Annotated in this window: 13 protein-coding genes; 4 read left to right on the top strand and 9 right to left on the bottom strand. The window is 62.4% G+C overall.

Features of this window, described 5'->3' with window-relative positions:
- Positions 1 to 55 precede the first annotated feature (55 nt).
- Positions 56 to 697 (top strand): energy-coupling factor ABC transporter permease, encoded by a 642-nt coding sequence (locus ACPDZI_RS08135; RefSeq protein WP_438834321.1) that lies wholly within the window; start codon positions 56 to 58, stop codon positions 695 to 697.
- 51 nt (positions 698 to 748) lie between these two features.
- Here ACPDZI_RS08135 and ACPDZI_RS08130 read toward each other — a convergent pair whose 3' ends face one another.
- The 4 genes from ACPDZI_RS08130 to ACPDZI_RS08115 form a co-directional block, all read right to left on the bottom strand.
- On the bottom strand, positions 749 to 1,441 hold the full coding sequence (locus ACPDZI_RS08130; RefSeq protein ID WP_076359785.1) for an ABC transporter permease: 693 nt from the start codon (positions 1,439 to 1,441) through the stop codon (positions 749 to 751).
- Positions 1,442 to 1,444: 3 nt separating this feature from the next.
- Entirely contained in the window at positions 1,445 to 2,185 is a 741-nt protein-coding gene (locus ACPDZI_RS08125; RefSeq protein WP_011705576.1) for an ABC transporter permease, read from the bottom strand.
- 204 nt (positions 2,186 to 2,389) lie between these two features.
- The gene (locus tag ACPDZI_RS08120; RefSeq protein WP_029301292.1) at positions 2,390 to 3,163 is read right to left on the bottom strand and encodes an ABC transporter substrate-binding protein; all 774 of its coding nucleotides are present in this window, start codon (positions 3,161 to 3,163) and stop codon (positions 2,390 to 2,392) included.
- A 65-nt stretch (positions 3,164 to 3,228) separates the two neighbouring features.
- Entirely contained in the window at positions 3,229 to 3,999 is a 771-nt protein-coding gene (locus tag ACPDZI_RS08115) for an ABC transporter ATP-binding protein (RefSeq protein ID WP_011705574.1), read from the bottom strand.
- A gap of 533 nt (positions 4,000 to 4,532) precedes the next feature.
- Here ACPDZI_RS08115 and ACPDZI_RS08110 point away from each other — a divergent pair.
- Positions 4,533 to 5,435 (top strand): lysine exporter LysO family protein, encoded by a 903-nt coding sequence (locus ACPDZI_RS08110; protein ID WP_202010643.1) that lies wholly within the window; start codon positions 4,533 to 4,535, stop codon positions 5,433 to 5,435.
- Positions 5,436 to 5,543: 108 nt separating this feature from the next.
- On the opposite strand, the gene iadA is transcribed toward ACPDZI_RS08110, so the two are convergent.
- A complete protein-coding gene (iadA, locus tag ACPDZI_RS08105; RefSeq protein WP_438834320.1) occupies positions 5,544 to 6,674 on the bottom strand; it encodes a beta-aspartyl-peptidase in 1,131 nt (376 codons plus the stop codon).
- Between the two features lie 175 nt (positions 6,675 to 6,849).
- Here iadA and ACPDZI_RS08100 point away from each other — a divergent pair, with 175 nt between their 5' ends.
- Entirely contained in the window at positions 6,850 to 7,470 is a 621-nt protein-coding gene (locus ACPDZI_RS08100) for an ACP phosphodiesterase (protein WP_408798504.1), read from the top strand.
- 36 nt (positions 7,471 to 7,506) lie between these two features.
- On the opposite strand, the gene ACPDZI_RS08095 is transcribed toward ACPDZI_RS08100, so the two are convergent.
- The 3 genes from ACPDZI_RS08095 to arsC all read right to left on the bottom strand — a co-directional run bounded on the left by ACPDZI_RS08095 (position 7,507) and on the right by arsC (position 9,608).
- Positions 7,507 to 8,577: a linear amide C-N hydrolase gene (locus ACPDZI_RS08095; RefSeq protein WP_438834319.1), complete on the bottom strand. Its 1,071-nt coding sequence runs from the start codon at positions 8,575 to 8,577 to the stop codon at positions 7,507 to 7,509.
- Positions 8,578 to 8,865: 288 nt separating this feature from the next.
- Positions 8,866 to 9,261, bottom strand: coding sequence for a DUF2069 domain-containing protein (locus ACPDZI_RS08090; protein WP_016350325.1), 396 nt, complete (start codon positions 9,259 to 9,261; stop codon positions 8,866 to 8,868).
- Positions 9,258 to 9,608, bottom strand: a complete 351-nt coding sequence (arsC, locus tag ACPDZI_RS08085) for an arsenate reductase (glutaredoxin) (RefSeq protein ID WP_045790161.1) — start codon at positions 9,606 to 9,608, stop codon at positions 9,258 to 9,260. The genes ACPDZI_RS08090 and arsC overlap by 4 nt, the downstream gene beginning before the upstream one ends.
- Before the next feature lie 60 nt (positions 9,609 to 9,668).
- Here arsC and ACPDZI_RS08080 point away from each other — a divergent pair, with 60 nt between their 5' ends.
- Entirely contained in the window at positions 9,669 to 10,151 is a 483-nt protein-coding gene (locus ACPDZI_RS08080) for a TlpA family protein disulfide reductase (protein WP_438834318.1), read from the top strand.
- Positions 10,152 to 10,269: 118 nt separating this feature from the next.
- Here the strand turns inward: ACPDZI_RS08080 and ACPDZI_RS08075 are convergent, their stop codons facing one another.
- A complete protein-coding gene (locus ACPDZI_RS08075; protein ID WP_348981351.1) occupies positions 10,270 to 11,724 on the bottom strand; it encodes a beta-barrel assembly-enhancing protease in 1,455 nt (484 codons plus the stop codon).
- Between the last annotated feature and the right edge of the window lie 66 nt (positions 11,725 to 11,790).

Here is an 11,790-nt window from a genome sequence, read left to right as displayed (position 1 = left end):
CCCTTTCACATCGGGCTTCGCCCATCTGCATGCCGTCACCGGACAAGGATCTGCCATGAGTGAAGGACAAGCCGCCGCCCTGCTGCTCTGGGTACTGCTGCTCATATTCAGCCTGCGCGGCGCTTTGCTGCGCACCCTCTACCACCATTCGCTCTATCAGCATCTCTGCCTCGGTGGCGCCATCGTGCTGGTACCGCTCTGGACCCTGCGGGCCGGCCTGCATGAAGGACTGGACGTGCACTTTCTCGGCCTCACCAGCCTAACCCTGCTGCTGGGTTGGCGTCTCGCCCTGTTCGCCCCCTGCCTCACCCTGCTGGTGCTCAGCTATTTTGGCGTCATCCCGCTGGCCGAGATCGGCTGGCAGGGCCTCATCGGCGTGGCCTTGCCGGTCGCCACCACCTGGCTGCTGTTTCTGGCCAGCTGGGCCTGGCTGCCGCGCCACCTGTTCGTCTACCTGTTCGTGGTGGCCTTTCTTGGCGGCGCCCTCTCCATCTCGGTCAAGGTGATGGCCAGCGCCCTCCTGATGGGTCTTAGCGACACTTACCCCTGGTACACCATCAGCGCCGACTACCTTTCCATCTGGCCGCTGCTGCTCTTCCCCGAAGCGCTGCTCAACGGCATGACCATGACCCTGCTCGCCATCTACCGCCCCCACTGGGTCAACACCTTCTTCGACCGGGAATACCTAGGCCGCTGAGCAACACGCAGCGACAAAAAAGCCCGCGATTGCGGGCTTTTTTTATGGCGTTTACACGGTGCGGGGGCGCAGGTGGGCGTGCCAGCGGGCTTCCCATTTCTTGAACAGCCAGACGATGACGAAGGTCAGCAGCATGTAGAGCAGGCCGGCTGTCAGGAACGCCTCGAACGGGCTGTAGTAGCGAGAGTTGATGATCCGCGCGGCGCCGGTCAGATCGACGATGGTGATGATGCCCGCCACCGCCGAGCCCTGCAGCATGAAGATCACCTCGTTGCTGTAGGCCGGCAGTGCCCGACGAAACGAGTTGGGCAAAATGATCCGGGTCAGGGTCTGCCAGCGGGTCATGCCGAAGGCATTGGCCGCCTCAATCTGCCCCTTGGGCATGTTGAGCACGGCGCCACGCACGATCTCGGCGGTGTAGGCCCCGGTGTTCAGGGTGAACGCCAGCAGGGCGCAGAACCAGGCTTCGGCGAACAGCTCCCAGGCAACGCTGTTTTTCAGCCACTCCCACTGGGCGGCGCCGTAGTAGATGATGAACAACTGCACCAGCAGCGGGGTGCCGCGAAAGAAGTAGATGTAGGCCCAGATCGGCCCCTTGATCAGCCAGTTGCGGCTGTTGCGCAGAATACCGAGCGGCACCGCCAGCATCAGCCCGAGGATCAGGGAGGCCGCCACCAGCAGCACCGTGGTGTAGAGGCCCTGCCAGTAGGTTGGCCATTCGGTGAGAATGATTGAGAAATCCATGGCTTACCTCGTCTTTATCGCATAGTGACGCTCGGCCCATTTCAGTGCCGAGGTGGAGACCGCAGTGAAGATCAGGAAGATCAGGGCCACCGCCATGTAGAAGGTGAAGGGCAGCTGAGTCGAACCCGCCGCCAGGGACGCTTTGCGCACCATGTCATCGAGCCCGATGATGGAGACCAGCGCCGTGGTTTTCAGCAAGACCAGCCAGTTGTTGCCAAACCCTGGCAGGGCGTGGCGCATCATCTGGGGAAACAGGATCCGCACAAACACCTGGGTTGCCCGCATGCCGAAGGCCCGGGCCGCTTCCAGCTCGCCCTTGTCCACCGCCAGAATGGCACCGCGGAAGGTCTCGGTCATGTAGGCGCCGAAGATGAAGCCGATGGTGGCGACCCCAGCCGCAAACGGGCTGATGTCGATGTAATCGGGCAGCAGGGAGACCCACTCCTGGTTGGGATTGCTCGCCAGCAGGTAATTGTTGTAGCTCTCGTTGACCCAGGTACAGAGGTTGTTGATGAGCACCTGGCCGCCGAAGAACAGCAGCATCATCAGCACCAGATCGGGGATGCCGCGAATGACGGTGGTGTAGGCGGTGGCAAAACCGCGGGCCCATTTATAAGGGGAGAGCTTGGCCAGCGCCCCCAGCATGCCAAGCACCAGCGCCAGCAGCAGGGAGGCCAGCGCCACTTCCAGGGTGACCCAGGCCCCCTCCAGCAGGGAGGTTTCGTATCCTTTCAAATCAAACATATGCGGCTCCATTGCAACTTATTGAGCGGAATCTTCCGACCCAATATCCTTTCAAACCAAACACATGCAGCTCCATTGCAACTAAGCGGGCCCATCGCTCCCTGGCGAGAGACAACGGGCCCGATGACTACAGACTAGGGTCAACCTGTCGTGATGATTCGCCGCAATTGCGCCGGCGGCTACCGCGGTAGCGCGCCTTCGGGGTTACTCGCCGTACACGTCGAAGTCGAAGTACTTGTCGTTGATCGCCTTGTACTTGCCGTTGGCACGCAGCGCCAGGATGGCGGCGTTGAATTTCTCTTTCAGATCCTTGTCGGCCTTGCGCACCGCGATGCCGGCACCCTCGCCAAACCACTTGGGATCGGTCAGTTTCGGGCCGATGAACTCGAACCCATCGCCACCCTCTTTCTTGAGCAGGCCGTCGCTGATGGCGGCGGAATCGGCCATCACGTAGTCAACCCGGCCGGATTTCAGATCGAGATAGGCCTCGTCTGCAGTGCCATAACGCTTGATGGTGGCGTTGGGGAAGTTGTCGGTGATATAGGTGTCCATGGAGGTGGCGCGCTGCACGGCCACCGTCTTGCCACTCATGAACTCCTTGTCGAGCTTGATCTCGGTGCCCTTCTTGGCGGCGAAGCGGGCCGGAATGTGCTGGTACTTCTGGGTGAAGTCCACCTTCTTCTTGCGCTCTTCGGTGATGTCCATGGTGGCGATGATGGCGTCATACTTGCGCGACAGCAGCGCCGGAATGATGCCGTCCCAGTCCTGCTTGATCAGGGTGCACTTCACCTTCATCTCCTCGCACAGGGCGTTGGCGATGTCGATGTCGAAACCTTTCACCTCGCCGCTCGGCTCGGTCCAGGAGAAGGGGGGATAGGCACCTTCCACCCCGATCCGCACCTCTTTCCACTCCTTGGCCATCAGGCTGCCGGAAGACAGGGCAGTGACTATGGCGGTCGCCAGCATCAGCTTGTTCATGTATCTCTCCTTGATAAAGTCATCGACTGTTGCAATTGCAGATTATTGGGGTTCAGCCCCGGCCATCAATAGATGGAGGAGATGAATTGCTTGAACCGTTCGGACTTGGGATGGGCGAAGATCTCCTTGGGATTGCCCTCCTCCTCCACGCGGCCCTGATGCAAAAACATTACCTTGTTCGACACATCGCGGGCAAACGACATCTCATGGGTCACCACCAGCATGGTGCGCCCCTCTTCGGCCAGCTCGCGCATCAGGCCGAGCACTTCCCCCACCAGCTCGGGGTCAAGCGCCGAGGTGGGTTCGTCAAACAGCATCACCTCGGGCTCCACCGCCAGCGCCCGGGCAATGGCCGCCCGCTGCTGCTGGCCGCCGGAGAGGTGACCTGGGTAGTAGTCGCGCCGCTCCCACAGTCCCACCCGGTTGAGCAGGTGTTCCGCCTTGGCCATCGCCTCGGCGCGGGGCACCTTGAGCACCTGGATCGGCACCTCGATGATGTTTTGCATGATGGTCATGTGGGACCAGAGATTGAAGCTTTGAAACACCATGGCCAAGCGGCTGCGAATGCGCTCCACCTGACGCACGTCCTCCGGCAACCGTTCACCGGCCCGGTTGGTTTTCATGCGAATAAGTTCGCCATGGAGGGAAACCGTGCCGGAAGAGGGTGTTTCCAGCAAATTGATACAACGAAGAAAGGTCGACTTCCCCGAACCGGAGGAGCCGATAAGGGAGATGACATCCCCCTTGTGGGCGGTCATATCGATGCCCTTGAGCACTTCGTGGGTGCCGAAATACTTGTGCAGATCACGAACTTCCAGTGCGGCAACGTCGCTCATCCATTACAACCTTGTCTGTCCCTAGACGCCGCTGGGGCGTGACTCACGCCATCATTTATTTAACAAAAAGTTAACCGATGGCAACCTTCAGCGAAAATATCACTCGGATAGTTAAAAAACAATACAGAACCGAGGTCTTTGGTGTTTTGTCTGTATTTTTATTGGTCAAACAGGTATTTTTCAGCACTTTGTCTGCATAAAACGCTAATCCACCCTGCCCGGCGACACCGCCTTTTTATACCCACAGCGCAGGGCTGGCAAGAAGATTCCTACGTTTTTTCCGCGAGTCACCCAGGTTGACTTTATTCAACCATACAGTACACGCATCCTGTTGAAAAATAGGCCTGTCGGACCCCGTTCTGGCTGCACCAGAATGGGCCGGCGCCCCAACAGCGGGCCTCATTTCGCACCAAAAACATAACATATTGATAAAAAAGCTCCGGATGGAGCAGGCAAACACACAAATATGTGACACAGGCCCAATAAGTGATGATAAGGTGTCATTTTTGTCAGTTTTTGTGATCGAGGCCCCGATGTTGCTCAATGTGTTGCTGATCCTGCTGCCGCTGGTAATCGGCTATCTGGTCCCCCTCTCCTCTGCCCGTTTGATCAAGCTGGTCAATCAATCGCTGGGCAAGATGGTCTATCTCATTTTGTTCCTGATGGGGCTGGGGCTCGCCTACGTGGAGAACCTGGGCAGCAATCTGGCGGTGATCTTCAAGGTGGCCGGGGTGATGCTCGCCGCCATTACCCTGTGTAACCTGCTGGCCCTCTGGTGGCTGGACAGGCGCTCACCTCCCACCCACGAGGCCAGCGACGGCCCGATGCCGAGCAAGCTGCACCTGTTGTGGGAGTCACTGCAGCTCTGTTTCGTGGTGCTGGGCGGCGTCTTGCTGGGGCTGCTGGTCGACCTGCGCGCCCTGCCCATCGACAAATGGAGCGAGTGGGCACTGATGCTGCTGCTGTTTCTCATCGGGGTGCAGATGCGCAACTCCGGCATGCGGCTGCGCCAGATCCTGCTCAACCCCTGGGGCATGAAGATCGCCGCCACCGTCATCCTCAGCAGCTGGCTCGGCAGCCTGCTGGCCGCCCAGCTGCTCGGCATGCCGCTGACCCACGGCCTGGCCCTCAGCTCCAGCTTCGGCTGGTATTCGCTCTCCGGCATCCTGGTGGCCGACAAGCTGGGCCCGGTGCTCGGCTCCGCCGCCTTCATCAACGATCTGGGGCGCGAGCTCATCGCCATCCTGATCATTCCGATGCTGATGCGCCGCCACCCCTCCGCCGCCATCGGCTATGGCGGCGCCACGGCGCTGGACTTCACCCTGCCGGTCATCCAGAAATCCGGCGGCATCCAGGTGGTGCCGGTGGCCATCGTCTCCGGCTTTATCCTGAGCCTGCTCGGCCCCATCCTGATCCTGGGCTTCCTGGCTATCTGATTGCCCCTGAGCCCCCTCCGTCAACAACGACAAGCCCGGCACTGCTGCCGGACTTGTCGTTTAAAAGGGGGAACTAGGCGTAATAACCCTGCCGTCAACTAGCGGCCTTCAGGTGCGCCAGCGGCCGCCGCTCATCACCCGCTCGATGATAAGCGTATCGGGTTCGATCAGCAGCAGATCCGCATCCTGCCCCACCGCCAGCGTGCCCTTGGTCGCCAGCCCCAGCGCCCTGGCCGGATTGGCCGTCACTACTGCCAGCGCCACCTCCAGCGCGACCCCCTTGTCGCAACTCTCCACCAGCGTCTGCCACAGACTGCCTATCTTGCCGCAACGCAGCTCGATGAGGCGCCCCTCGCCATCGAAGCGCGGCAGGCTGGCGTTGGCGTCCGAGCTGAAGCTGATACGATCGGCGGACACCCCGGCCGCCAGCAGCTCCACCAGGGCATCGGCCGCCAGCAGCTCACCATCGTCCAGCAAGTCCGGAAAGCTCGAGGTGGTGAGATCGACCCAGCCGCCGGCCCGCCCCCACTCGATGGCCTCGGCAAACAGCCAGGGATTGCGGTTGCAATGGGTGGGATAGAGCTGGCGCAGCGGGATGTCGGTGCCATCGCGCAAAGCCCGCAGCGGCGCCAGCGCCCCGCGCCCGTCCCCCAGATGAAAGAAGCTGACCCCGCTTTTGCCGGCGAGCAGCCCGGCCACCCGCGCCTCGCTCACCAGGCGGGCCAGCTCGTCGTGGGTCGGCGCGCTGGATCTGTGATCGCTGATGGCCACCTCCCCCACCCCCAGCACCTCGGGAATGAGCATGATGTCGGACTCCACCGTGCCGATGAGGGTCTTGACCGGCAGATGGTAGGAGCCGGTATACATGAAGGCGCTCACCCCGGCGGCGCGAAACTCGCGCACCTTGCCGAGCACCTGGGCCGGGCTGCGAGTCAGGCTATCGGTACCGAGCGCCGCCACCAGGGTGGTCACCCCCGCCTTGAGGGCCTCGCTCGCAGCGAGTTCGGGCGTGCGAAAGGCAAAGCCCCCCTCGCCGCCGCCCCCGGTGATGTGGGCCAGCGGATCCACCAGCCCGGGCACCAGATAGCGGCCGCGACCATCGACCCGCGCCAGCGGCCAGTCGGCGGGGACTGACAAGCCCCGGCCCATCCAAGCGATGCGGCCATCGGCCACCAGCAGATCCTGGCGGCCCAGCGCAGTCGGGCCATAGAGTTCGGCGCCCTCGATCAGGGTCAACATGTGCATGCTCCTCGTGATAATGATGGGCGCCACAAAGCGCCAGCCATGCTGCACTCTACCCAGCCGGCGGTCATGGAGGGAAGCACTTCCTCACGGCCAAGCGCCCGTTCCCATAGGCAAGGGCCGCCGGATCCGCTAGGCTCAGCGACAATTCCCCTGGCTGACGTCACCCTTCATGAACTATCTGGCTCACCTGCATCTGGCAGCCCATACCCACAGCTCTCTCACCGGCAACCTGCTGGGGGATTTCGTCAAGGGCGCCCTGCCGAGCACGCTCGGCACCGAACTCGACGAGGGGATCTGGCTGCACCGCAAGATAGACACCTTCACCGACAGCCACCCCGAACACAGGGCGGCGGTGGCCTGCTTCGAGGCCCCCTGGCGCCGCTTTGGCGGCATCCTGGTGGACATGCTCTACGACCACTGGCTCAGCCTGCACTGGCCGCAGTTTCATGACGAGGCCCTGCCCCGCTTCCTGCAGCAGAGTTACCGGCACCTGCTGGTGGATGCAGACAGCCTGCCGGATGGATTACCGCTGCCCCTCCGACGGATGGCGGAGCAGAACTGGATCGCCTCCTATCAGCACAAAGAGGGGCTGGCGCAGGCCCTCAACGGCATCGGCCGCCGGCTGCGCCGCCCCCTGCCGCTCGGCGATGCGCTGCTCACCCTCAAGGAGGCGCAATGGCATGAGTGCGAAGCGGGCTTTCTGCGCTTCTACCCCCAGCTGATGAACCACAGCGTGCAGCAGCTGGCCCACTATCGCGAAACCGGCGGCCACGCCGGCTTGTGGCCATAAAAAAGGCCCCGTGAGGGGCCTTCTACCAACGCTTCATCAGGCCCCTGGCGTGGCAGGCAGGAAGGTGAACGCCTTGGCCGGCACAAACTTGTCCGCTGTTTCCCCCGCATAGAGCTGACGCTCGGTCAGCGGGAGTTTCTTGACCGGGGCGCCCGCACTCAAGTCCAGCTGGTCCATGCTCACCCAGAAGGTATTGGGCAGATGGGTCAGCTCGAAGAAGTAGCGGCGATGCTGTTGATCCGACACGCTGCGCCACAGGGTGGTGGAGATATTGGGTTGATCCGGTGTACTGATCCCCATGGGCACCGAGACGTTGCGCATCACACTCATCACACCGGCCACGGCCTCATTGGCTTGATCCGTCTTGGGCAGGGTCTTGATATAAAAAGAGGCCCGGGCGAAACGATCCGCCGACCGGTTGGTGCCCGGCAGCATGGTGAGCCCGCCTATCTCCTCCCAGTATTCGTTGAGTGCCAGCTGCTTGTCGAACACGGGGGAGTTGGTCATCACCTGATAGCTGCGGTCATGGTGGATCTGCAACTTGCCATCCACGTACTGGAAAATGGCCGAGTCACCGCTGGCATCCGAGATGGAGAGGTGTAGCTGGCCCGGCTTGCCATCCGGCGTCAGGGTGGTCACCACATAGAACTCGTCCTTCGACAGGGCGGCAACCGCCTCGCTGACGGTGGCAAAATTGTCCAGCACATACTGGGCCCAGAGGGAGATGGAGAGCGTCTTGCGCGGATCCTTGTCACTCGGAGTCACATACTCGGACTCGGTCAGGTAGAGCAGGTTGGCCACCAGCCCCTTCTCGTTCATGCCATCGGCGGTGCCCGCGTCAAACCCTGCAGCAACCAGGGAGCCATAGCGCGCGTTCCACGTCATGGAGTGCGGCCCCGCCGCCCCCTTCCGTTCGATGCCGCGCGGCAAGGCCCAGAGGTTGGTCGGCATGGCGGCGCGCCAATCCATGGTGCGGCCGGTCACAACCAGACCGCCGTCGCCCTGATAAACGGCGCGGGTGCAGGCATCGGCCAGCGAGCTGACCGACAGGGCCATGGTCAAGGCCGACAGGGTTTTCTGGAGCAAGGGGCGGGATTGGCGTTTCATAGGGTGCATCACTCAAGGCTGGTGAAAACGACAGGCTAACGGCTGCCGCTGTATGGGAGCTTAATGAGGATAGTCAGCCGCCCGCCCCCTCCCACCTCGCAACGGCCAAGATGTGATCACGTCGACATAGTTGCTGCAAGATCAGCGAGATACAGTGGACATCTGCGTTGCCAGCAAGATTTTAGCCCACCCGCTGTCAGGTCAGCCCCGGTCGTGTCGGGGCTGCGCACCCATAAAAAACCGGACTCCAGGTCCGGTTTGCAGATAGCAGGCGCGCTGACGCGGGCCTCAGTGGTCTTGCGCCGAAGGCTCGCCCTTCTTCTTGCGAATGCTCAGGCCCAGCTCACGGCCGCGCAGACGGGCGTAATAGATGGTGCCGATGAAGGCGAGCACGGTGAACACCAACTCCACCACCGCCAGCCACCGCTCCCCCTCGTCCGTGGTGATCAGGGTCAGGGCGTGCAGGAAGTAGGGCATCAGCACGAAGTTGCCCCAGGCGTGGGTGTAGGGGTTGCCCTGCACGATCCCCTTGAGCGGGAACAGCAGCGGCACCGTCCAGATCACCGGCAGCAGCCAGGGGTTGAGATCCGGGTGGGGCGAGAGCCACAGATGCCAGAGGATGACCCAACCCAGCAGGCCGAAGAAGCCGACCAGGGTCAGCAGACGGGCGAAGCGGGTGCTCACTTGAGGATCTCCAGCACCTGCTCGGGCGGACGGCCGATGCGGGCCTGACCGTTCTTGATCACGATGGGCCGCTCGATCAGCTTGGGATGCTGGTGCATGGCGCGAATGAGATCATCGCCGTTCACCTCGCCAAGGCCCAGCTCCTTGTAGAGATCCTCCTTGGTGCGCATCAGCTGGCGCGGATCGCTGAACCCCAGCTGGCTCAGCAGGGTGCGGATCTCTTCCTCGCTCGGAGCCTGCTCCAGATAGAGCACCACATCCGGGGCGATCCCGTGCTGTTCCAGCAAGGCCAGGGTTTCACGGCTCTTGGAGCAGCGCGGATTGTGGTAGATTTGGGTCTCGCTCATGATAACTCCCTGATTAATCGCAAGATGGGACAAGAAACGGCGCTATTGTAGGGGAAACTGATGGTCAGGGTAAGCGCGAGAGTGCAGGAATTGAAACGAATTTGTTGGCTGATTGTGGCCGGCCTGCTGACAGCCTGCAGCCCGGCGCCTCCGTTCACCGACAGCCAGAATCAGCCGGTGGCCCTGGCCGACTTTGCCGGCAAGCCGCTGTTGGTCAACTACTTCGCCCCCTGGTGTGCCCCCTGCCTGCGGGAGATACCGCTGCTGGAGGCGCTGGCTCATGAGGGGCAAACTGCCGTGGTGATGGTCAACTACGACCCGGCCACCCCGGCCGAGCTCGCCAAACTGGCCGGGCAGTACCACATCAAGGTGCCACTGCTCATCGCCAGGCAGGAGGCGAGCCTCCCCTTCCCCCACCCCGCCGGGCTGCCCACCAGCTATCTGCTCGATGGTGAGGGCAAGCTCCAGCAGACCCTGGTTGGCGAACTCAACCCATCACGACTCGAGGCCCTCAGGGCATCCGTCAAATCAGTGGGCCACTGAGCACCCAAATCCTTGCGAAAAAGCCAGCCCGCTGGCGTTCCCGCCATTCTCTTCGCCATCATAAAACAACAAGGGCGCCCCTGGGGCGCCCTTGTCACGAGTGAGAGCCGCTGGCCCGTCAACCCTTGAGGCTGTCGAGATCCTTCTTGGCCCGCTCCAGCTCGGTGATGCGCGCCTCCAACCTGGCCAGGGTCAACTTGTCGTTGGTGGTGCCGCGCGCCACGATCAGCTCGTCGATGGCCGCCTGGTAGTCACCCCGCAGGGAGAGCATCTCGGCCCGAGCCATGTGCAGATCGGTCATCCTGCCCGCCTTGCGATAGGCATCGGAGAGCAGGCTCCAGGCCAGGTTGTTCTCTTCGTGCTCGCGGGCATAGGGGTCGAGAATGGCGATGGACTTCTTGTAATTACCCCCTTCCAGATAGGCGTTGCCGAGGTTCACCACCACCACCTCGTTGTCCGGCATGCGGGTGCGGAACTTCTCGAGCCGGGCGATGGCCTGGGCGCTGCGCCCCTTGGCCAAGTCGATGTCGGTGAGGGCATCAACCACGAACAGATCTTCCGGGTGGCGAGTCGCCAGCTCCTGCATCAGGGCGTCGGCCTCGTCGGTGCGCTTGAGCTGCAGCAGCGCCAGCGCCTTGCCGTAAGTGGCCGCATCCTTGAGCGGGTAGTCCCCCTTCTGCAGGCGGTTGTCAAAATAGGTGAGCAGGGCTTGCGGGCTCTCGGTGCCGAAACGCACCTGGATGCGCACCTTGGCCAGCCAGAAGTCGAGACTCGGCGGCAGATCCCGGCGGCCATAGCTGCCCGCCCGGGCGCGCGCCTCGCTGATCCGGGTCTCCGGCAGCGGGTGAGTCAGCAGCATCTCGGGCGGCTTGCTGGCGTAGCGATACTCGGCCGCCAGCTTCTGGAAGAAGTTGGCCATGCCCATGGGATCGAAACCGGCGTCGTAGAGAGTCTTCATGCCGATCCGGTCCGCTTCGTATTCGTTGTCGCGGGTGTAGTTGATGGCCGACTGCATGGAGAGACCGAGCGTGGTCTGCAGCGCGGCGATCCCGGCGGTGGGGTTGATCACCGCCAGCGCGATGGAGCCCACCAGCCCGGCCAGGGTCATGGCGGAGCTGCTCGCCTGCGCTTCCATGTAGCGGGCGATGTGGCGCTGGGTCACGTGGGTGATTTCGTGCGCCAGTACCGAGGCGAGTTCGCTCTCGCTGTCGGCATAGAGAAACAGGCCGGTGTGCACCTTGACCCGCCCGCCGAGGAAGGCGGCCGCGTTGATACTGGGGTCGTTGATAAGGAAGAAGGTGAACGGGAAACGCACGCCATCGGCGTTGGAGAGCAGCCGCTGGCCCAGATCGTCGATGTACTGGCTCAAGACGGGATCATCGATGATCGGCAAGCCGGCCCGGGCAAAGCGCATGAAGGCGTTGCCGTAGCGCACCTCCTGTTCGATGGGCAGGGCGGCCACCCCGGCGGTGCCGATGTCGGGAAGCTGGTTGTTGGCCTGGGCATGGAAAGTGGCACCCATCAGGGAAGCCAGCAGGGGGAGCGATGCCATCAGGGGGGAAAAGCGTGCCACGTTATCTCTATCTCCAATCAGACCCTACCGGGACACCGGCAGAATACCCTTGCCCATCAAGGGCTA

The sequence above is a fragment of the Aeromonas oralensis genome, from assembly GCF_049665575.1.
GTDB classification, from domain to species: domain Bacteria; phylum Pseudomonadota; class Gammaproteobacteria; order Enterobacterales; family Aeromonadaceae; genus Aeromonas; species Aeromonas hydrophila.
Note: the sequence above shows the minus strand (reverse complement) of the source record. Positions and strands in the feature narration are given on the sequence as shown.